Genomic DNA, 22,488 nt, shown 5'->3' on the forward strand with positions numbered 1-22,488 from the left:
ATTGAGCCCACCATACCCTGTTTTATTGAATAGATTGTGTATTAAAAATTAATAATTGTAATTTTTTTGAAATATTTGTTTATATTTGGAAAGATTTATTAATAAAAAGTACATAATAAATAATAAAAGGCTACACAAAGTAGCCTTTTATTTAAGTTTTTTAAATTATTGGTTGAAGCGAGATAAGTCTTCTTCTGGACGAGCAGTTAAGACTTCAATGCCTGTTTGGGTAACTAAAATAGTATGTTCATATTGAGCTGAAAGTTTATGGTCTTTCGTTACGACAGTCCATTTGTCACCTAACAATTTAGTTTGCCATACGCCAGCATTTACCATAGGTTCAATTGTAAAAGTCATACCTGCTTCCAGACGCATACCTGTACCAGCTTGACCATAATGGAGTACTTGAGGTTCATCATGGAAAACAGTTCCAATACCGTGACCACAATATTCGCGTACTACACTAAAACGTTCTGATTCGACATACTTTTGGATTGCATGGCCGATATCACCTAAATATGAACCATCTCTAACAGTTGCCATCCCACGATACATCGCTTCTTGAGCAACTTTGCATAGACGGTTGGCTAAAATAGAAGTTTCACCACCAACGACATACATCATGTTGGTATCGCCGTGATAACCATCTTTAATGACAGTAACGTCAATATTAAGGATGTCACCATTTTTTAAAATTTTATTTTCAGAGGGAATACCATGACAGACAACATGGTTAACCGAAGTACAAATAGAGTGTTGAAAAGCAGGGCGCCCAGGAGCTCCACCATAGCCTACACATGCAGGAATAGCATGTTGCACATTTTCAATGTGATTACGACAAATGGTATCAAGTTCAAGTGTACTTACACCTGCCTTAATATGGGGCTTGATCATCTCTAGAACTTCAGCCGCCAGTCGTCCTGCAATGCGCATTTTTTCAATTTCATCTGGAGTTTTGATTAATCGACGTGGAGCTGTATAAGTACTGTTCATGATCTCTAAAAACTTTTGGTAATTTACAAGCGTCTATGGTATAAATAGCCGCCCATTTTATCAAATGCTTTTCGTGAATATCTTTTACGAACAATTTTGATAGATGGAGTAAAAAATCCGCACATATATCGTCACATTACTCTGGGTGCCCGTAAAAAGGTGGAGAATGCGGATATATGGAGGCCTAACCCAACTTTTAAGGTAAAGAAAATGGCAGATTACAACGTAAGCATGCGCGACCTTCTTCAAGCAGGTGCGCACTTTGGTCACCAAACTCGTTTCTGGAACCCAAAAATGCGTCAATACATTTTTGGCGCGCGCAACAAAATTCACATCATCAACCTTGAGCACACTGTTCCTGCGTTAAATGATGCTTTGAACTTCGCTAACCAATTAGCAAGCAAAAAGAACAAAGTTTTGTTCGTTGGTACAAAACGTGCTGCTTCTAACATCATCCGTGAACAAGCTCAACGCGCTGGTCAACCATATGTAGATCACCGTTGGTTAGGTGGTATGTTGACGAACTGGAAAACACTTCGCCAATCTATCAACCGTTTAAAAGATCTTCAAACTCAATCTCAAGATGGTACTTTTGCTAAGCTTACTAAACGTGAAGCTTTAGAACGTGCTCGTGAGATGGAAAAACTTGAGCGCTCTTTAGGCGGCGTTAAAAACATGGGTGGTTTACCTGACGCATTATTTGTAATCGACGTTGATCACGAAGCGATTGCAATCAAAGAAGCTAAGAACTTAGGTATTCCTGTTATCGGTATCGTTGATACAAACTCTAACCCAGACAACGTTGATTACGTTATTCCTGGTAACGACGATGCGATCCGTGCAGTAACTCTATATGCTTCAGCTATGGCTGACGCAATTCTTGCTGGTAAAGAATACGCTCAATCTCAAGCGAACGCTCAAGCAAAAGGCGATGACGCTGCGAAAGACGCTTCTGAGGCTTAATGCGTTTTGACGCAGGCTTGTCATTTTTGCGACATGTAATGGTGGCAAATTAAGCGTCGAGAGTGCAAACGGCCCAGAGTTTCTTTGGGCCGTTTTTGTTGAAAAGATTTATTTTCTACCGATTTTAGGAGATCAACATGACTGCAATTACTGCAAGCATGGTAAAAGAATTACGTGACCGTACTGGTCTTGCAATGATGGAATGCAAAAAAGCATTAACAGAAGCGAACGGTGACATCGAGCTTGCTATTGATAACCTTCGTAAATCTGGTCAAGCTAAAGCTGCTAAAAAAGCTGGTAACATTGCTGCTGACGGTGCAATCACAATCGTTCAAGAAGGCAACAAAGCAATTTTAGTTGAAGTTAACTGTCAAACTGACTTCGTTGCTAAAGACGAAAACTTCTCTAACTTCTCAAAAGCTGTTGCTACTGCTGCTTTAGCTGCTGGTGAAACTGATGCTGCTAAAATCGCTGAATTAAAATTAGCAGACGGTCAATCAGTTGAAGAAGCTCGTATTGCACTTGTTCAAAAAATCGGTGAAAACATCCAAGTTCGTCGCGCGAAAATCGTTGAAGGCGAAAACTTGGCTATCTACAAACACGGTTTAAAAATCGGTGTTGTAGTTTCTTATACTGGTGATGCTGATACTGGTAAAGGTATTGCAATGCACGTTGCTGCATTCAACCCAGTAGCTGTAAATGCTGAAGCTGTTCCTGCTGACCTTATCGCTAAAGAAAAAGAAATTGCTGAAGCGAAAGCGTTAGAATCTGGTAAGCCAGCTAACATCGTTGAGAAAATGGTAACTGGTTCAGTTGATAAATACTTGAACGAAGTTGCTCTTGATCGTCAAATGTATGTAATCGACAATGACAAGAAAGTTGCTGATGTATTAAAAGCAACTGGTACTACTGTTGCTGAATTCGTACGTTTCGAAGTTGGTGAAGGTATTGAGAAGAAAGCAGAACTTAGCTTCGCTGAAGAAGTTGCTGCTGCTCAAGCTGCTGCGAAGTAATTCGTATCACAATAAAAAAAGCCCCATTGGGGCTTTTTTTATCTCAGTTAAAATAAGGGTATACAATGACAAATAAAAAAAATCTCAGTATTGCTGGTGTGATTATTTTATTGATTGCTGCGTATTTTGGTCTAGATTTATCTGGGCATAAGCAAAATCAATCACCATCATCAACTATACCCGCAGCTCAGCGTAATGAAACTACACTTTCAAATAATGGGGTGGACACTGTAAAAGCTGCTTATGAGCAGAGACAAAGTAATGTTCAAGTGCAGGGAAGTGGTCGAGTCAAAGCAATTTTAAGAGATGATAATGATGGGTCAAGACACCAGAAATTCATTCTAGTATTAAAAAATGGTCTTTCAATTTTGGTTGCACATAATATCGATTTGGCACCTAAAATTTCTAATCTAAATAAAGGTGACATCGTTGAGTTTTATGGCGAATATGAATACAACCCGAAAGGTGGTGTACTACATTGGACTCATCACGATCCACAAGGTCGTCATGAAGGTGGATGGCTTAAACATGACGGACAGATCTATCAATAAAGCTCAAGTGAACGTTTAATCAGATTATTTTCATAGAGCAATTTTGTTCTATTCAGTTTATTAAAACGTGCTATGGTTTTTTTATTGAATAGATGAGACGTATTTATGCAGCGGGAGCAAGCCGATTATCTGCATGTGCGAGAGTTGGGCGGTTTAGAGTTATTAAAAGCACATTATCACCAAACACAATTTTCAAAGCATACTCACGAAGGGTACTGTATTGGTGTGATTGAAGAGGGAGCACAGTCTTTTTTTAGGACAGGACAGCTACATGTAGCTCCTAAAGGCGATATTATTTTAGTCAATGCTGACGAGATTCATACTGGTTCATCGGCTGTTGAGTCAGGGTGGCGTTATCGAGCGATCTATCCAACACCTGAAATGTTAGCAGAAGTTAGTCAAGATTTTTTTGAAAATCCACATGGAGCACCATGGTTTCCTCAAGCTGTGATTCGCGACCTAGGTTTGGCTCAACAGCTTTGCTTACTTTTTGATTTATTAGAACAAAAAGATAATTTCCTACTCAAAGAAACGATGTATTTAACAACGTTAGCTTGTCTTATGAAGAGACATGGTAAATCAAATCATACTTTTTGTGAGTTACCAGAAGCATATTCAAAAATATTAAGAGTTAAAGAATTACTCGTAGAAATGCCTGAAACAAACTTTTCTTTACAAGATTTGGCTGACATGGTCGGCTTGAGCGCTTGGCATTTCTTAAGGCAATTTAAAAAATATGTAGGTCTGCCACCTCACGCTTGGCTTGTACAAGCACGTTTACAAAAAGCAAGACAGTTATTAAAACAGGGGGACCAAATTGCCATGGTGGCACAACAATGTGGTTTTTCTGACCAAAGCCATTTTAACCGTCACTTTAAAAAAGCAATGGGCGTCACACCCACTCAATATGTAGCGAGTTTGAACATATAAATAAATTAGTTTTAAAGCAATTTTATCCAATATAAGTCGGCACTCATCAAGCATGGTATAGAGATGTTTCTTATATTGGATTTTATATATGAATATTCAGCTTAATCAGCCAGTTGGGTTTTCAAAAAATAAGCCATCCTATTTATTTTTACGTGGCGCAATGGATATTTTGCCCTTATCAATTTCTGTTATTCCGTGGGCAATCTTAGCGGGATCTATGGCAATTCATGCAGGATTATCTTTCTATAAAGCACTAGCAATGTCTGGACTCGTCTTTGCTGGAGCTGCTCAGTTGGTTAGCTTAAGCATGGCTATGGAAGGTGCATCTGTTTTTACAATTTATTTGACTATTTTCTTTTTAACGGCTCAGCACTTTATTTATGCATTAACTTTAAGAAATGACACTTCTATTTTGTCCTTACCTAAACGATTGAGTTTAGGTTTTTTATTAACAGATGAATTGTTTGCGGTGAGTGCTCCATTTGAAAAAAGAAGTTCGGAATATCTGTTGGGAGCCGGTTTGTGTTTTTATTTATTTTGGGTTGCTTTTAGTTTGGTGGGAATACTGCTGGCGACAGTGATACCTGATCTTTTAAATTACCATTTGGATTTTTCGATCGTTGCTATTTTTATTGCCATGATTGTGCCGTTATGTAAAGGATTTCCGGTCATAGTTGGTGTGCTAACAACTTGTTTAAGTGGGTTTTTATTTAAATTTTATCAAATTGAGGGTGCGATTTTACTTTCAGGATTGATGGGAATGTTGATTGCTGTTTTAACTGAAAAAAAGAGGTAAGGAGAAATAGTATGTCTTGGTTTATGATTCTAGGCTTGGCAGCAATCGTCTTTTTTAATCGCTATTATTTTTTAGAACCTCAAGTAAAAATTAAACTGCCGCTTATTCTGAATAAGATGCTTAACTATTCTGCACCTTGTTTGTTAACTGCAATTTGTATTCCAGTTATTTTTTTCGATGGTGATCATTTAAGAGGCGTGATAAATAATCCTTATATTTATGCAGCAATCTTTTGTATTGTGATCGCTATTTACCTAAAAAAAGTTCTTTTAAGTGTGATAGCAAGTTTAGGATTTTTTTATTTTATAAATTTTCTAATCAATTACTAACATGCAAAAGCTGAATCGAAAGGATTCAGCTTTAAGTTAATCTTTAAGCAAGAGCTTGTTTTTGTCTGCTTTTCCATTTAGGTAAGATTTTTGAGAGATAAGCATCCATACACCAAACTGGTCCAATCAATAGGAATTGTAAATCTTTAAAGAAAGACGGTTTTTTGCCTTCGACTTTATGTCCGTAAAATTGTCCAACCCAAGCAATCACAAAAATAGCGATATAAAATCCGACTCCTACAGGTAGGGTGTAAATGAGCCATGCCATAACAACAAGTAAGGCAGCCATTGCAACAGCAAGTACAAGATCTAAACGTGCATAAAATACTAAGGTCAACACAAGTAATAAAGCAGTAAGCAATGTGCTGAAATGCGCAATGATTCCAATAATAGAAAATAAAATGGCGGGAACGCAAAGCCAGTGAATTTGTTTATTGGTTGGATTTTGATGACTTTCGCTATATTCATCAAACCATTCAGTAATGGATTTCATTGGTAGCACACTCCTTGTTTTAACTTCGATTTATTTTTGTGAGTATATTTTAGCCTGTTCTTGAGGATCTCGACAAGAAACTAACACTATTCAACTATAGGGAACATTGCGTTAAAAAAAACTAGGAAAGGGCAAACGAAAAAATAATATGACTGTAATTGAAAAAGTAGTCAATTCGACCTCAAGAATGATGCAATTTTTCATAATATTTTTTCTGTGTTGCTTAATGATGAAATCATCTAAAAAAGGGTGATTTTGAGATTGATGGGAAAATTATATGAAAAAGCTCTACTCATCTACTCTAAAAACGCCATAAATAGCCTTTATTTTGGAAAAATGGTACTAGGGTAGCGCAAATTTAATAAAGTCGCTCTAAGCGCAAATTAGAGATGAAATTGACTTATACTAAATAAGCATAGTTTTTTGTTTAAAAAATATTCAAATTCGGAGTTAGATAAGGGTTAAAAAAAGAGGATTTTTTAACTTTAAGTTAGGCATCATTTTAATAACTTAAAATATAAAAAAAGCCGCAAAAAAATTGCGGCTTTTTACATGAACTCGAGAGGCTATAACTTATGAAGTTGGGCCATCAACACGCTCAATATTTACTTTAGCAGTTCCAGCATTGGTAATACCAAGACGTTTAGCTGCACCGTATGATAGGTCAAGTACACGGTTGCCATGGAAAGGACCACGGTCATTTACTTTTACAACCACACTTTTACCATTGTCTTTATTCGTTACTCGAATGTAACAGTTCAACGGTAGGCTACGGTGAGCAGCAGTTAAAGCATTCATGTCGAATGTTTCACCACTTGCAGTTTTACGACCATGGAATTGGCGGCCATACCAAGATGCCATACCAGTTTGGCTAAACTTACGAACAGTGTTTGAAGCTACTGTGTTAAGTTTTTCAATCACTGAAGGCTCATCTTCAGGGATTTCAATTTTTGCTGCGATAGCTTGACGACGGATTTGATCGCCAGAACGTTCAGTGATTGAAAGACTGTTAATGTTAGAAAAACGAGAATTAAAGTTTTGAGTATCTTTACTCAATACACGTGCTGCTAGATTAGGACCATCTACATCACTGTTTAATGATGATGACTGCACCATTTCAGCGTGCAGTGGGGCCATACTTAAACTAGCCGTCAGTGCAAGAACGTATTTCAGCGATAACTGCATTTGTATAAACTCCTGAGAACATGTACTTTTTTCTTTCAGCCATTGACTGAAATTTAAAGTGAACATGCCTTATTATTCACTTTTGCAATTGCTATATTGGGGTGGATAATATTCATCGCTTACGGAGAGTGTCTAGTCTTTAACGAGAAATCTTTACAAAAAGGGTAAAAACTTACAGTTTTAGGTTAAAAAATAATCAATAATGTAACAAGTTATTAAAAATGTATGTATTGTGATCTATTTAACAAAAATATTTATTGACTTTTACATAAAGTATAAAAAAGCTAGCCTATCGGCTAGCTACTTCGGTGCCTAATAACCATACAGCAGTAGCGTACATGCGGCTCTTGTTATAAGTCGTAATCACTTGAAAATTCGGGTAAGTTAAATAGTAAATTGGACCGTTATAGTCTTGTAATTGAATAACATTCACCATATCGAGATCATCAATTTTAACTAAAGGATTCAATGGAGAAATACCGAGCGTCTTTAATGCGCCATAAGGAAAAGGTTGAGTTAAATCTTTGGCAATAATGCTTTCCGGATTTGACCCAGTGTAACGTGCCATAAACCCAATTGGTTGATCTCGTTGCCAACCTTGTTTTGCTAAATAGTTTGCAATTGATCCGATTGCATCTTCTGCTGAATTTCTTAAGTCGATATGTCCATTACCGTCATAATCCACCCCATATTTACTAATATTGCTTGGCATAAATTGTGGATACCCAATCGCCCCAGCATAGGAACCTACAATACTATTTGTTGGGTAGCCTTCTTTATAAGTCCATGCAATAAGAGCAGCTAGCTCATCACCAAAATATTCAGCACGGCGAGGGTAGCCAAAAGCAAGTGTGGCCAAGGCATCACGTGTAATAAAAGAACCTTTATTTGCGCCATAACCTGTCTCAACACCCAAAATACCTAAAATGACAGATTGAGGTACGCCATATTGTTGCTCTGCACGATTTAAAGCATCTGCATATTGATTTTTAAAACGGACACCGCGTTGAATTGTTCCTTCAACCAAAAACATAGAACGATAGTCATACCAAGGCTTACTTTCACCTGGGCGAGTCATAATATTTAGAATGTTTGGTAAATTTTTTGCACCACTCATGGCTGCATCGACTTGGGCGCTACTTAAACCATAAGCGCTCATGGTCTTTTGTTTAAAATTCAAATAATCAGGATGTGTGGCAAAATCGTTGGCCTGAGCGAAATGACTTGTACTGATTAGACCAGTACACAAAGCGAGCATTTTTAAAGTTTTATTTAAGTGTTGAGACAACATATCGTTTTAAAATTCCAGATTATCGATGTGTATGAATGGACATGACTAAACCAAAAGTGGCCATTAAAGTAATAATAGCTGTTCCACCATAACTCATAAAAGGTAAAGGAACACCTACTACAGGTAAAATACCACTGACCATTCCCGCATTTACAAATACATAAACAAAAAAAGACAAACCAAAGGCGCCAGCAACTAAACGTCCATAGTTATGGAAGCTTTGTAAACCGATCTGGAATGTTCTAAAAATAATGGCAAAATAAAGGATTACTAAAATAAGTACACCGATGAGTCCAAATTCTTCGGAATATGCAGCAATAATAAAGTCAGTATGTCCTTCGGGTAAAAAGTGTAAATGTGATTGGGTGCCTTCAAGGAACCCTTTACCTGAAAAACCACCAGAACCAATTGCAGTTTTAGATTGAATAATATTCCAACCTGTACCGAGCGCGTCTGCTTCTGGATCAAGTAAGGTTAAAACCCTTTGGCGTTGATAGTCGTGTAAAAGAAATTCCCACGCAATTGGAATTACGATTGCTGCACATGCGGCAGCTGCACCAATCATTCGCCATGATAGTCCACTTAAAAATAAGACAAATATACCGCTTGCTAATACTAAAAGTGATGTTCCTAAATCAGGTTGTTCTGCAATCAGTAAAAAGGGAATACCAATTAACATTAATGATAAAACAACTTGTGAAAAACTAGGGGGAAGAGGTTTTCGTGCTAAAAACCATGCAATCATCATCGGCATGCCGATTTTCATGAACTCACTGGGTTGGACACTCCCGAAACCCGGAATATCAATCCAGCGCTGAGCACCCATTCGGACTTCACCAAATACCATAACTGCCACAAGCGAAAATAGGCCGAACAAATAAAAGTATGGGGAAAACGCTTGATAGACCTTAGGCGGAATTTGGGCTAGACCAAACATTACTAAAAAGCCAATACCAAAACTCATGGCTTGCTTACTAACCAGACCTACATCCTGTGCCGAAGCACTATATAGTACAGTTAAACCTAATAGCGCATTTAACAGCAAAAATAGACATAACCACGGGTCAATGTGGAGTTGTTGCCACCTTGATGGTTGCATAGCGGTGCTAAGACCATCTCGAGGAGCTTGGCGTAAAAACTTATATTGTGGGCTAGGAGACATGCGGCGTTAACTAGGTCAATCAGTGCTTGGCGCATGCTAACATAAACCTGATTAATGGCAATGTATATCAATATTTTGCAATAAAAAAACCTAGCTCTCGCTAGGTTTCCGATAGGCTATTTTTTATTAGTTAAAGAATAGACTTTCGTGATATTCAGCCATCGCTTTTAGTTCAGTGCGATTTAAGCTAGGGATGAGTTTGTCGATCGCAATATGAACTGCTTTTGTTACAGCTGCCGCACCAATATCAGCTGCTTTACGCTTAATCATGCCAAGGTCTAATGTCTTATTAAAATCAGACATAAAATGTTTAACCATAGCATCTCCAAACTGTTTATACAGTTCAGCCAATGCAGCTTTATTGATATCGTTACCCGCCTTAAGCTCAGTGAAGTTATGCTGAAGATTAGTGACTAAGCTAGGATCTAGAGTTACACCTACTTTATATTGACCTTGTGGATCTTTAAATAAGCTTTTTTCAGAGAACTCTACTGACTGTTTAACAACATCGTTTGGCGCTTTGCTTAACAATTGTTTTAAAAGAACAGCGACTGTTGATTTGACATAGCCTGCTAGTTTTTCGGCAGTATCGCGCTTTTCACTTGCAGGGAAGTGCTGAACTAACTGAATTAAGACATTATCAATAATCTCTTCATCAAGTTGTAAAGCAATCTTATCGCGAAGTGGGTATAAAGGCTCACTAGAATTTTTGTTCGCAATTCCAGTTTGTATATCGTTCAATAAGCCTTCAGAAGGGGTAAAACCAAAAAACGGCATGGTGTATCCTCAAATTATTCGTTTTATTGTCGTGCCAATCGAATCGGTTTTGGCATCCATGAAAGATCCGATACTCGGCAAGGGTTAATATCAAGTCCGCCGCGACGAGTATAAGTTGCATAAACCATCAGCTTTTCAGGCTGCAAATTTTGCCAAATATCCGCAAAAATCTGCTCGACACATTGTTCGTGAAAGCCGTTATGCTGACGGTACGAGATAATATAAGCTAAAACACTACGATAACAAGGTTTTTTGCCCTTAAAACGGATAAAAACTGTACCCCAATCTGGTTGTCCCGTGACTGGGCAGTTACTTCTTAAAAGATGAGAATATAGTTCAATTTCGACTTCTTCATCAGACGCATCTCGTTTTAAAAGAGTCGCATCTGGATGTTGCTCTAAACGCTCTGGATCTAAGTCATCAATACAAATGCCTTGAGGTTTAGAAATCTCTAAATCATCTACTTGAAATAAGGTTAACTCAACTTTTGCACCGGCCGCAGCCGATAAGTCTTTTTCAACTGTTTCAATAAATGATTGTTTAGAGTCAAACTGTGTGAAGTTAAGGCTATTGAAGTAAAGCTTTAATGACTTTGATTCAATCAAATTTGGTGAAGAAGCTGGCAGTGTAATTCTGCCAATAGCAACTTGCGGGATAGCATGAGCGTTTAACCATGAAATTTCAAAAACATGCCACCAATCTCTACCTTGTGTAATACCTTCAATATGCGAATAGGCTTCACGAGACTGAGCACGAGCAATTGGAAATAAAACATCAGGTTGATAGTTAGTTGGATATTGAGTTTCTTTACCCAATAAAGACTGTTCGACACTCATTCACGCATTCCTGAACCACGAGCAAGTAAATAGTAGGCAATTCCGTAAAGTACAGCACAGCATAATGTCACAATGATTAAAGAGAACGTAACGTTCACGTCACTATGACCTAAAATGCCGAAACGGAAAGCGTTAACCATATACACAATAGGATTAATTAAAGAAAGTTTTTGCCAAAAAGGGCCAAGTGCACTAATAGCATAGAATACACCACCTAAATAGGTTAAAGGTGTAAGGACAAATGTTGGAATAATAGAAATATCATCAAATGATTTTGCATAAACTGCATTAATAAAACCACCTAATGAGAAAAGAACCGAGGTAATTAAGACTGTATATATAGTTACGAACCAGTTATGTATAAAGAGGTCTGTAAAGAACATGCTCATTGTCGTCACAATTGCTCCGACCAATACACCACGGCAAATACCACCAATGACATAGCCCCACAAAATAATATGTAGTGGTACGGGACTCATAATCAGTTCTTCAATGCTCTTTTGGAATTTCACACTAAAGAAACTTGAAGATACGTTAGCATAACTGTTGGTAATAACCGCCATCATGATGAGGCCGGGTACGATAAACTGCATGTAGCTCACGCCGCCCATTTGTCCAATGCGCGAACCAACCAAATTACCAAAAATGACAAAGTACAAACTCATCGTGATCGCAGGTGGTAACAAGGTTTGCGGCCAAATACGTAGAAATCGGCGTACTTCTTTACGAACTAGAGTCCAGAGGGCAATTTGCAGTTGGCTAAAATTCATTTTGCCTCTCCTTCAAGATTTTTCTCGACCATTTTGACGAATAGCTCTTCTAGACGGTTCGATTTGTTACGCATACTACGAACACGAATACCTTGTGATTCTAAAAGTTGGAATAAGTCATTTAATGTATGTGCTTTATCCATTGTCACTTCTAAAGTGCTGCTATCAATTAAGTTGAACTTCACACCAATAATATTTAACTGGAGTGGGGCAATGGGTTCTGCCAAATCAAAAATAAAAGACTCTTCACTCAGCTGGTTTAAGAAACTTTTCATGCTGGTGTCTTCTTTAATGACACCGCGGTCAATGATAGCAATTTGACGACACAACATTTCTGCTTCTTCGAGATAATGTGTAGTCAAAATAATAGAAGTACCGCTTTCGTTCATTTCGGTTAGAAAATCCCACATAGAGCGGCGTAATTCAATATCAACACCCGCAGTAGGCTCATCTAAAATAAGAAGTTTAGGTTCATGCATCATGGCACGTGCAATCATGAGTCGGCGCTTCATACCACCTGATAGCATACGTGCTTGTATATTGCGCTTTTCCCAGAGGCCTAGCTTTTCTAAATAATGTTCGGCACGTTTTTCTGCAATCTTTTTATGAATGCCGTAATAGCCAGCTTGGGTGACTAAAATATCGAACGCTTTTTCAAACTGTCCAAAGTTAAATTCTTGAGGGACAACGCCAAGTTGTTGTTTTGCCAAGGATGGATGAGTGTCGAGATTGTGTCCAAAAATCTCAACTGTTCCTTCGGTTTTTTTCGTGAGGGAACTGATAATACCAATGGTTGTTGATTTGCCGGCACCATTTGGGCCTAACAACGCATAAAATTCACCTTCAGGCACAGTGAGGTTAATACCTTTTAACGCCTGAAAACCATTACGATATGTTTTGGACAAATCTCTTAAAACCAAAGCATCAGTCATGAAATTCTCACATTATGAAAGAGGGGTATATTTTGAGCGATAATGATTAATAAACCAAGTAAAATAGTCGGAATTTTATGAAATTGAGATAAATTTATGAAGTTATTATATATAAACTGGTGCGCTCGGCGGGGATCGAACCCACGACCCCAGGCTTCGGAAACCTGTACTCTATCCAACTGAGCTACGAGCGCACATGTGTGGGCCACATCATAGGAAAAAAACACCAATAGGTAAAGCACGAAATAGGTAACAAGTGAGTTTAATGCTTAATTAAACAGCAGCTTGTTGCTTTTTTAGATGCGTTGTTGAATAAGTTGAATTGAATAATTAATAGAATGGAGCGTATGTGCTAGCTCATTAGGCGGAATACGCGACTCCTGTAAGCTGGTAATCCATTGCATTTGGCACATTTTAAGCTCTTGCAGCGTTTTTATTTGCTCTATTTTCTGAATAAGTGGTTTTGCCATAAGCCCACAATATTGACTCAAGCTTTGCTTCATCAACTGTTGTATTTCTTCAAAAGAGAGCTGTTGAACTCGAATTGGTGGCTGGGTAATTTCAGTAGGTGAAAGTTGAAAAGATGATGATTGAGTAACCTGAATTTCACTAACTGTATCATCACTTTTATTATCATCTATAGTATTTTTTTGATGAGCTTCTATTGGAGTTACGGATAATTGTGGGAAAGATATTTGTTCATTTAATTCTGAATAATTTTCGCCAGAAGGAGCAATGAGTTTTAAGTCGATAAGCTGTTGAATAAGCTCTGGAGATGCAATACGTTTTTTAAATTCGCTATTTAAATTTTGAAAATCTTCGTGATCTATTAATAGTAATAAACGTCTTTGTTTTGCATTTAAAGTAATGTTGCGTTGTTGAAGCGCGACTCTTCCTAAATTGGTTCGATAAAAACCAGCCATCATTTTTCCCCAAATAAAAAATAAATCAGACTGTCCAATTTTCTCGGTTGAACAGTACTGTTTTTAATAAAATATAAATGGGGTTAACCATAAAACTCAAAAATGACAATATGATGAAGAATTGATGAATATCATCTATTTAAGACTTTAAAATGCGCCTTCTAACGCTTTACGTAAATAGACGTCAAGTTCATCTTGGCGTAATAACCATTGAATATAGTCTTTAGGGAGTTCAGCAATAGCTGTGCCTTTATGCTTACCAAAATTAATAGTCGTAGGGATACGTGCTTCTTCAGAAACTCGGTAAAGCTCTTCAATGTCTTGAATATTTAAATGATAGACAATATGCATCAAAATATTAGCAGTCAAAATAATATCCGCATCGGCTCGGTGCGCGCCTTTGAGCAATTCTCGCGCTTTACCGCTGCCTTGAGAAATCATATAGATGAGTGCAGAAATATTATGCGCTTCTGCTTCAGGCCAAGTTTTACGCGCTAAAGCTAGAGTACAAATCGGTTTGATATGAGAGACATCCACGCCACAACGAGCAATCGCGGCAATATCGTAATCAATATTGTGACCAATAATATAAGTTGTAGTCTCTGGCAATTTAAAAGTTTTATAGTGGGGCTGGTTTTCTAAATCTGACTCTAATATATGGTGTACTGCCATAGCCGCGTAAGAGATAGGTGTACCAACCTGATAAAGTTGATCAAATAATTTGCTTTTATCTAAGGTGAGCTTGCCTGCATTAATCTCAATAGGGGCATACGCAATTTCAATTGGCAAACCATTTAGTGTATGTGTTTCTGTATCTAAAATAATGGTTTGCATAACTGGCCCTTTAATCAATCACGAATAATCAAGAATGTTAACAGTTGGCTACCCACTTTAAAACATGAAGTGAGGCCTGAGAGTAGCGAGAACGTTAATTTATATTAAAAATAGAGTTTTCAGAGATTAATTTCATCCAATAGAACTTGCGGAAAATAAAGATTAGGCGTAAATATTTTAAGACATTAGGAAATGTTGATTAAAAAACTAAAGCAAAACAAAAATGGAATTTAAGGGAAGATATACCAATGAAAATGAACCTATTAATGACGAGCGTTCTTAGCACGAGTTTATTTTTAGTCGCTTGTGGAGAAGGGAGTAGTGATGATGGCTCAGCTCCTACTAATCCATCTGGGACTCCAACCAATAATATTCAAAATCCAGTGGTTAAGGTCGAGGCTTACACAAGCACCAACTTAGGATCAGTTGCCGCAGAAAGTAGTATTTTGACTTATAAAATGTTGGGTCAAAGTGGTCAAGAAGTGCAGGCAACCAGTTTGGTATTTACACCAAACACTCCACCACCAGTAGGCGGTTGGCCAATTGTAGTCTGGGCGCATGGTACTACGGGTGTGGCAGATGCTTGCGCACCAAGTAAAGCAGCTTTAGCAGATAGTACAAAAGATTTAATTAGTAAATTATTAGCAGCTGGTTATGTTGTGGTCGCACCTGACTATGAGGGTTTAGGTACACCAGGCATACATCCTTTTTTAAATGTTAAAAGTGAGGCTTTTTCAATTACAGATGCAGTGGTTGCAACACGCAATTATTTATTACAGCGTAACTTATTAACTTCAAAAAAATGGTTAACAGTAGGACATTCTCAGGGTGGACATGCTGCATTAGGTGCTGCACAATATGCGAGCCGTGCACAACTAGACTATAAAGGTACAGTAGCGGTAGCACCTGCTTCTAATTTAGGCTTTATTCTAGTGGCGGGAGAGCAATCTGTTGCTAATGCAACTCTAGATAAAAAAATATCAATGTATGCTCAACTTGATACTTATACAGCTTTAGTTAGTGCGGGTATCCGCAACACACAACCCACTTTTGATTATCCACAAGTCTTTACTTCGCAAATCTCTGGTATTGCAGCGCAAGCAGAAACAATTTGTTCCGGACCATTGGGCCAGGCTTTTGGCGCAGGTATGACTAAGTATGCTACAGATCACAATGGAACATTGGATGGATATACACGTACACAACCTAACTTTATGGCTGTGCCGCTAGTTAAAACATTTTTAGATAAAGATTCGCAGCCGTTACAAGTGAAAGTCACGACACCAATCATTATTTATCAGGGCTTAGCAGATTCAACAGTTCCTAAAGTAGCAACGGATATCTTGATATCTAATGCCACTGTTGTAGGCACTAAAATTAATAGTTATGTGACTGGTAACTGGGATCATAATACGGCGATGAGTAGTAATGTAGACAACATTGTTGGAAATGTTCAGACTTTGCTAACAGCACAATAGAGTTATTGATATTTAAAGTATTTTTAACCTTGGTGTAAGTTAAAGTGAATGAGGAAAAAATTTTAAATATAAGCTTTAAAGCAGTTTTTTTATTGATTTATAAACAATGGCTCATTTTTTATAAAACTTGAGCCATTTTTATTTAAAACTGAGCTAACTTCATTCTGTTTAATTATAAAGTTCATGCTACAATATGTCGCAATCTTAGCACGGCTTAAAAGCCCTAATTTTATAGGACCCCCGCTAATGTTTGCCAATATTTCCATTTCTGAATTTGATCCAGAATTAGCTCAAGCAATTGCTTCTGAAGGTGAGCGTCAAGAAGCACATATCGAGTTAATTGCTTCTGAAAACTATTGCTCTCCTGCTGTGATGGAAGCGCAAGGATCAAAACTTACGAATAAATATGCAGAAGGTTATCCAGGTAAACGCTACTATGGCGGTTGCGAATATGTGGATATCATTGAGCAAATGGCGATTGATCGTGCTAAAGAACTTTTTGGTGCAGATTACGCAAACGTTCAACCACACGCTGGCTCACAAGCTAACTCTGCTGTTTATCTAGCACTTCTTAACCCAGGCGACACAGTTTTGGGTATGAGCTTGGCTCACGGTGGTCACTTGACTCACGGTGCTAAAGTAAGCTTCTCTGGTAAAACTTATAATGCAGTTCAATACGGTCTAAACGCTGAAACTGGCGAGATCGATTATGAAGAAGTTGAACGCTTAGCATTAGAACACAAGCCACGTATGATCGTTGCTGGTTTCTCTGCTTACAGCCGTGTTGTAGATTGGCAACGTTTCCGTGACATCGCGGACAAAGTTGGCGCTTACCTTTTTGTTGATATGGCTCACGTTGCAGGTCTTGTAGCTGCTGGCGTATATCCAAACCCAGTTCAAATTGCTGACGTAACTACAACTACGACTCACAAAACACTTCGTGGTCCACGTTCTGGTTTAATCCTTGCGAAAGCGAATGAAGAAATCGAGAAAAAACTTCAATCAGCTGTATTCCCTGGTAACCAAGGTGGTCCATTAATGCATGCGATTGCTGCTAAAGCAATCTGCTTCAAAGAAGCAATGTCTGATGAGTTTAAAGCTTACCAACAACAAGTTGTGAAAAATGCTCAAGCTATGGCTGAAGTGTTAATCGCTCGTGGTTATGACGTTGTTTCTGGTGGTACAGAAAACCACTTATTCTTGTTATCTTTAATCAAGCAAGATGTAACTGGTAAAGATGCAGATGCTTGGTTAGGTGCTGCTCACATTACTGTGAACAAAAACTCAGTTCCAAATGACCCACGTTCTCCATTTGTGACTTCTGGTATCCGTATCGGTACTCCAGCGGTAACAACTCGTGGTTTCGGTGAAGCTGAAGTTCGTGAACTTGCTGGTTGGATCGCTGACGTGATTGACAGCAAAGGTGACGAAAAAGTTATTGCTGACGTAAAAGCGAAAGTTGAAACTGTTTGTGCAAAATTCCCTGTATACGCACAATAAGTTGTAAATATAAAAAAAGCGCCGTATGGCGCTTTTTTTATATTAAGTTAATTAGATAAGAATTAACTTTCAGATTTTACCGATGACTCGGCATTATGCCAGCCACCACCTAATGCACGGATTAAATTTACACTAGCCATCATTCTGGTGCCGTTAAGCTGTGCAGAAAGTTGCTCTTGTTGCAAAATAGTCCGATCCGAGTCAATCACATCAAGATAGCTAATCGCACCTTCTCGATAACGTAGATGAGAAAGCTGATTTGCATGACGAGAAGAAGATAGCGCTTGGCTTTGAGCCTGAATTTGCTGATCGAGAATTCTTTGGTCAGATAAACCATTTTCAACTTCGCGAAATGCGTTCAGTACAGTTTGGCGATAGTTTGCGACGCTTTCTTCATAGGCAGCTCGCGCTTGAGCGACTCCTGCTTTACGTTGTCCGCCGTCAAATAATGGCAAAGATAAAATAGTGCCTGCGACTGGACCAAGTAAGAATGTACGGCTCGACCATTTACCTAAATCACCTAAAGTTGATGATTCATAACCGAGTGCCCCTGTCAGGTCTAGTTTTGGGAAGAAAGCAGCACGTGCAATTCCAATACGCGCATTATCTGCTGCCATCGCACGCTCGGCAGCAGCAATGTCAGGTCGTCTTTCAAGTAAAGCTGAAGGTAAACCGGCTGGCAAACGGAGGCTGTTTGCAGTTAAAGGTTCAATTGCCAAGCTAAAATCAGCAGGTGTTTTGCCTAACAATACTGCAAGTGCATGCTCTGCATTAGCTCGATTACGAGCAATGTTCAGTGCATTGGTTTGGGCGGTAGCCAGTTCAGTCTGTGCGCGAGAAACATCTAATTCACTGACTAAGCCATTTCTAAAACGTGTTTGAACTAAGTCACGTGTCTCGCCAAGCAATTTAATAGTGCGATTATAAATTGCTTGTTCAGCATCAAGCTGACGAATGAGAAAGTAACCTTGGGCAACATCTGCTTGTAAAGCTAAAAGTGCCGACTGATATAAAGCTTCTTGTTGCTGTACATCAGCTGTTGCTGCATTGACACTACTGGCGATACGACCAAATAAATCGAGCTCATATGAAACATTCGCTTGAGCACGCCATAAGGTTTGTGCAGATGTATGAGCGTTATCATCTAAACCCAATGAAGCAGGAGAGGGTTTTTGACGAGTTGGGCCAAAGCCAGCACCAATACTTGGTAAACGTTCAGCTTGTGCTGCGGAACGTAATGCACGTGAAGCCTGAATATTGGCCGCTGCCGCTTTAAGACTCTGATTTCCAGAAATGGCTTGTTGTTCTAGCTCATTCAATTTAGCATCATTAAAAACACGCCACCACTCACCTCGAATCTGCTGATCGGCAGGTTGGGCAATTTTCCAATTATTGTCTTCAAGTTTAGGGTCAGACTCTTTAAATTTGACGGGAACTATTACCTTTGCTGGTTGATATTCCGGAGCTAAAGAGCATCCTGCAAGCAGCAGGCTTCCCATGAGTGAGGACAATAACAAGCTTTGTTTTGCTGTAGCCATTAAATGTCCTCCTTAATGATCATGTGGGGTAGATAAAGGCGCTTCATGAACTGCCGCCGAATGCAATTTATGTTTGCTATTCAATGTACGAATCAGGACATAAAAGGCAGGAGTCAGGAATAAACCAAAGAAAGTTACCCCGATCATTCCGAAGAACACAGCCACACCCATGGCATGACGCATTTCAGAACCTGCGCCAGTTGAAGTAACCAGTGGGACTACACCCATAATGAATGCGATAGAAGTCATTAAAATTGGGCGTAAACGTAGACGACTTGCTTCAACTGCTGCTTTAAAGGCAGTCGCACCTTGCATTTCAAGTTCCCGCGCAAATTCGACAATTAAGATGGCATTTTTACAGGCCAGCCCGACCAGTACCATCAGACCAATTTGGGTAAAGATGTTGTTATCTCCACCTGTCAGCCAAACACCCGTCAGAGCTGCCAGGATTCCCATCGGTACAATTAAAATTACAGCTAAAGGCAAAGTTAGACTTTCATATTGAGCGGCTAAAACTAAGAACACCAGTAAAACGCTAATTGGGAATACCCAGAGTCCTGCATTACCAGCCAAGATTTTTTGGTAAGTTAAATCTGTCCATTCAAACTTAATACCACGTGGTAGAGTTTGAGCAGCAATACGTTCAACCGCAGCTTCTGCTTGGCTAGATGAATAACCCGGTGCAGGGCCACCGTTAATATCGGCTGATGTGTAACCGTTATAACGAACTACCATTTCTGGACCATAGGTTTGAGTTACATTCACCAATGAAGATAAAGGCACCATTTGTCCCGCACTGTTTCGGGTTTTAAGCTGCAAAATATCTTCAGGATTAGCACGGAAAGGGGCATCTGCCTGTGCTCGAACCTGATAAACACGTCCAAAGCGGTTAAAGTCGTTAACGTACTGAGAACCTAAATAAATCTGCATGGTGTTGAAAACATCAGTCACAGCAACACCTTGTTGTTTGGCTTTTACACGGTCCAGATCTACGTTCAGCTGAGGTACGTTAATTTGATAACTTGAGAACATTGGACCCAGTTCAGGGGCTGATTGTGCTGCTTTCATAAAGTTTTGTGCAGCATCATTCAATGCTGAATAGCCTAAGGCACCTCGGTCTTCGAGTTGAAGTTTAAAGCCGCCCATGGTGCCTAAGCCCATCACTGGTGGGGGTGGGAAAACCGCAATATAGGCATCTTGAATGGCTGAATATTTCTGGTTGAGCGCACCAGCAATTGCATTTGCAGATAAGTCTTTGGCCTTACGTTCATCGAATGGCTTTAAGGTCACAAAGACAATACCGGCACTTGAGCTATTGGTAAAACCGTTAATTGATAGGCCAGGGAAGGCAACTGCACTTTCTACACCAGGCTGTTTAAGAGCAGTGTCACTCATTTTACGAATGACAGCTTCAGTACGATCTAAAGACGCGCCATTTGGTAATTGAGCAAAGCTAATCAAATATTGTTTGTCTTGAGCGGGAACAAAGCCACCCGGAACAATATAAGAAATACCAACGGTTAAACCTAAAAGTGCAGCATATACACCCATTGCCGATGCTTTATGAGAGATAACACGACTTACGCCTTTACCATAGTTGTCTGACGCTCGGGTAAATACGCGGTTAAACAGCGCAAAGAAACGTCCAAATACACGGTTCATAAGGCGGGTTAATGCATCAGGTTTAGCATCATGTCCTTTCAGTAACATGGCTGCTAAAGCAGGAGATAGAGTAAGGGAGTTAAATGCCGAAATGACTGTTGAAATGGCAATGGTCATGGCAAATTGTTTATAGAACTGGCCTGTTAAGCCTGTCATAAAGGCGAGTGGAACGAATACGGCAACAAGCGTTAAAGCAATGGCAATAATCGGTCCGCTCACTTCTCTCATCGCGCGATAAGTTGCATCTCTTGGGCTTAAGCCTGCTTCAATATTCCTCTCGACATTTTCGACGACGACAATGGCGTCATCGACCACAATCCCGATGGCAAGTACCATCCCGAACAGAGAAAGCGCATTGATCGAGTAACCAAAAGCAAGCATGAGCGCGAATGTACCAATAATTGAAACTGGTACAGCAAGTAATGGAATGATTGAAGCACGCCATGTTTGTAAGAATAAAATCACAACCACAACAACTAGTGCAATCGCTTCAAGCAAGGTATGAACAACCGCTTTAATACTGGCACGTACGAACTGGGTTGGATCGTAAACAATGTCGTATTTAATTGAAGATGGAAAATCTTTTGAAAGTTCTTTCATCGTGCTACGCACTTGATCCGAAACTTGCAAAGCATTAGCGCCTGGCGCTTGGAAAATTGGAATAGCAACCGCTTGTTTATTATCGAGTAATGAACGCAAGCCATATTGTGAAGCTGCAAGTTCAACGCGTGCAACATCACCTAAGCGGGTAACAGCGCCATCAGGAGCAGTTTTTAAAATGATATCTGAGAATTCTTGCTCAGTCGTTAAACGCCCTTGAGCGTTCACTGAAAGTTGTACAGGAGAATTTGTTGGCGATGCACCAATGGTACCTGCTGCAACTTGAATGTTTTGTTCGCGGATTGCGCTCACAATTTCAGTTGCTGTGAGATTGCGTTGCGCTACTTTTTGTGGGTCGAGCCACACACGCATTGCGTAGTCACCCGAACCAAATAAACCGACTTCACCTACACCTTGTAAACGAGCCAAGCGATCTTTTACATTGAGCACCGCGTAGTTACGCAAGTAGGTCATGTCATAGCGATTATCTGGTGAAGTCAGATGCACAACCATGGTTAAAGTCGGTGAGCTTTTTAACGTAGTAACACCTAAACGCTGTACGTCTTCAGGCAAACGAGGCATGGCCTGAGATACACGGTTTTGAACCAATTGCTGAGCTTTGTCTGGGTCAATACCGAGCTTAAAGTTCACTGTAATGGTTAAGTTACCGTCACTGTTTGCCTGAGACTGCATATACAACATGTCTTCAACGCCGTTGATGGATTCTTCAAGCGGAGAAGCAACAGTTTCAGCAATTACTTTCGGGTTTGCACCTGGATATTGAGCACGTACCACCACAGATGGTGGAACAACTTCCGGATATTCTGAAATCGGTAATTTAAATACCGAAAGTAAACCGGCAAGTAGAATCAATACTGATAACACACCAGCAAAGATCGGCCGATCAATAAAGAATTTAGAAATATTCATAT

The 22,488-nt window shown here is 39.2% G+C and carries 21 protein-coding genes, 1 tRNA gene and 1 pseudogene; 8 read left to right on the forward strand and 15 right to left on the reverse strand.

The window, feature by feature from the left end:
• Window positions 1–165 precede the first annotated feature (165 nt).
• The gene (gene map, locus MKL33_RS01415; RefSeq protein WP_002118165.1) at window positions 166–993 is read right to left on the reverse strand and encodes a type I methionyl aminopeptidase; all 828 of its coding nucleotides are present in this window, start codon (window positions 991–993) and stop codon (window positions 166–168) included.
• Window positions 994–1,203: 210 nt separating this feature from the next.
• On the opposite strand from map, the gene rpsB reads away from it, so the two are divergent.
• From rpsB to MKL33_RS01445, 6 genes are all read left to right on the forward strand, one after another.
• Entirely contained in the window at window positions 1,204–1,956 is a 753-nt protein-coding gene (gene rpsB / locus MKL33_RS01420) for a 30S ribosomal protein S2 (protein ID WP_002118204.1), read from the forward strand.
• 137 nt (window positions 1,957–2,093) lie between these two features.
• A complete protein-coding gene (gene tsf / locus MKL33_RS01425; RefSeq protein WP_002118238.1) occupies window positions 2,094–2,969 on the forward strand; it encodes a translation elongation factor Ts in 876 nt (291 codons plus the stop codon).
• 65 nt (window positions 2,970–3,034) lie between these two features.
• On the forward strand, window positions 3,035–3,520 hold the full coding sequence (locus tag MKL33_RS01430) for a DUF3465 domain-containing protein (RefSeq protein ID WP_060464752.1): 486 nt from the start codon (window positions 3,035–3,037) through the stop codon (window positions 3,518–3,520).
• A gap of 105 nt (window positions 3,521–3,625) precedes the next feature.
• On the forward strand, window positions 3,626–4,450 hold the full coding sequence (locus MKL33_RS01435; protein ID WP_005068210.1) for a helix-turn-helix transcriptional regulator: 825 nt from the start codon (window positions 3,626–3,628) through the stop codon (window positions 4,448–4,450).
• Between the two features lie 88 nt (window positions 4,451–4,538).
• Window positions 4,539–5,246, forward strand: coding sequence for an AzlC family ABC transporter permease (locus MKL33_RS01440; protein WP_270906334.1), 708 nt, complete (start codon window positions 4,539–4,541; stop codon window positions 5,244–5,246).
• Window positions 5,247–5,257: 11 nt separating this feature from the next.
• Window positions 5,258–5,575, forward strand: coding sequence for an AzlD domain-containing protein (locus tag MKL33_RS01445; protein WP_270906335.1), 318 nt, complete (start codon window positions 5,258–5,260; stop codon window positions 5,573–5,575).
• Window positions 5,576–5,618: 43 nt separating this feature from the next.
• On the opposite strand, the gene MKL33_RS01450 is transcribed toward MKL33_RS01445, so the two are convergent.
• The 11 genes from MKL33_RS01450 to MKL33_RS01500 form a co-directional block, all read right to left on the reverse strand.
• The gene (locus MKL33_RS01450) at window positions 5,619–6,068 is read right to left on the reverse strand and encodes an Mpo1 family 2-hydroxy fatty acid dioxygenase (RefSeq protein ID WP_002118194.1); all 450 of its coding nucleotides are present in this window, start codon (window positions 6,066–6,068) and stop codon (window positions 5,619–5,621) included.
• A gap of 573 nt (window positions 6,069–6,641) precedes the next feature.
• Window positions 6,642–7,253, reverse strand: coding sequence for a septal ring lytic transglycosylase RlpA family protein (locus tag MKL33_RS01455; RefSeq protein WP_002118141.1), 612 nt, complete (start codon window positions 7,251–7,253; stop codon window positions 6,642–6,644).
• A 289-nt stretch (window positions 7,254–7,542) separates the two neighbouring features.
• A complete protein-coding gene (gene mltB / locus MKL33_RS01460; protein ID WP_130172347.1) occupies window positions 7,543–8,544 on the reverse strand; it encodes a lytic murein transglycosylase B in 1,002 nt (333 codons plus the stop codon).
• Between the two features lie 19 nt (window positions 8,545–8,563).
• Window positions 8,564–9,706 carry a rod shape-determining protein RodA gene (rodA, locus tag MKL33_RS01465; RefSeq protein WP_005068220.1) on the reverse strand — a complete coding sequence of 381 codons (1,143 nt, stop codon included), beginning with the start codon at window positions 9,704–9,706 and terminating at the stop codon, window positions 8,564–8,566.
• A gap of 126 nt (window positions 9,707–9,832) precedes the next feature.
• A complete protein-coding gene (locus MKL33_RS01470) occupies window positions 9,833–10,483 on the reverse strand; it encodes a hypothetical protein (RefSeq protein WP_270906336.1) in 651 nt (216 codons plus the stop codon).
• 23 nt (window positions 10,484–10,506) lie between these two features.
• A complete protein-coding gene (queF, locus tag MKL33_RS01475; protein ID WP_086399239.1) occupies window positions 10,507–11,319 on the reverse strand; it encodes an NADPH-dependent 7-cyano-7-deazaguanine reductase QueF in 813 nt (270 codons plus the stop codon).
• Window positions 11,316–12,089 carry an ABC transporter permease gene (locus tag MKL33_RS01480; RefSeq protein WP_002118099.1) on the reverse strand — a complete coding sequence of 258 codons (774 nt, stop codon included), beginning with the start codon at window positions 12,087–12,089 and terminating at the stop codon, window positions 11,316–11,318. Before MKL33_RS01480 ends, queF begins: the two co-directional genes overlap by 4 nt.
• A complete protein-coding gene (locus MKL33_RS01485) occupies window positions 12,086–13,021 on the reverse strand; it encodes an ABC transporter ATP-binding protein (protein ID WP_002118101.1) in 936 nt (311 codons plus the stop codon). The genes MKL33_RS01480 and MKL33_RS01485 overlap by 4 nt, the downstream gene beginning before the upstream one ends.
• Before the next feature lie 117 nt (window positions 13,022–13,138).
• Window positions 13,139–13,215, reverse strand: a tRNA-Arg gene (locus MKL33_RS01490).
• A 102-nt stretch (window positions 13,216–13,317) separates the two neighbouring features.
• Complete coding sequence (locus MKL33_RS01495) at window positions 13,318–13,947, reverse strand: hypothetical protein (protein ID WP_161282428.1); 630 nt, start codon at window positions 13,945–13,947, stop codon at window positions 13,318–13,320.
• Window positions 13,948–14,091: 144 nt separating this feature from the next.
• Window positions 14,092–14,778, reverse strand: a complete 687-nt coding sequence (locus MKL33_RS01500; protein ID WP_032035691.1) for a putative quorum-sensing-regulated virulence factor — start codon at window positions 14,776–14,778, stop codon at window positions 14,092–14,094.
• Window positions 14,779–15,026: 248 nt separating this feature from the next.
• Here MKL33_RS01500 and MKL33_RS01505 point away from each other — a divergent pair, with 248 nt between their 5' ends.
• A complete protein-coding gene (locus MKL33_RS01505; protein WP_270906337.1) occupies window positions 15,027–16,256 on the forward strand; it encodes an alpha/beta hydrolase in 1,230 nt (409 codons plus the stop codon).
• Between the two features lie 62 nt (window positions 16,257–16,318).
• Here the strand turns inward: MKL33_RS01505 and MKL33_RS01510 are convergent.
• Window positions 16,319–16,441: pseudogene (locus MKL33_RS01510) on the reverse strand (hypothetical protein).
• Between the two features lie 61 nt (window positions 16,442–16,502).
• Between MKL33_RS01510 and glyA the strand changes: the two are divergent.
• Complete coding sequence (gene glyA, locus MKL33_RS01515) at window positions 16,503–17,756, forward strand: serine hydroxymethyltransferase (protein ID WP_032052288.1); 1,254 nt, start codon at window positions 16,503–16,505, stop codon at window positions 17,754–17,756.
• Window positions 17,757–17,818: 62 nt separating this feature from the next.
• Here glyA and MKL33_RS01520 read toward each other — a convergent pair whose 3' ends face one another.
• Window positions 17,819–19,294, reverse strand: a complete 1,476-nt coding sequence (locus tag MKL33_RS01520) for an efflux transporter outer membrane subunit (RefSeq protein WP_270906338.1) — start codon at window positions 19,292–19,294, stop codon at window positions 17,819–17,821.
• Window positions 19,295–19,306: 12 nt separating this feature from the next.
• A complete protein-coding gene (gene adeG, locus MKL33_RS01525; protein WP_267530804.1) occupies window positions 19,307–22,486 on the reverse strand; it encodes a multidrug efflux RND transporter permease subunit AdeG in 3,180 nt (1,059 codons plus the stop codon).
• Window positions 22,487–22,488: the final 2 nt, after the last annotated feature.

Origin of the sequence: Acinetobacter sp. AOR43_HL (assembly GCF_027854635.1) — a bacterium.
Taxonomy (GTDB): domain Bacteria; phylum Pseudomonadota; class Gammaproteobacteria; order Pseudomonadales; family Moraxellaceae; genus Acinetobacter; species Acinetobacter pittii.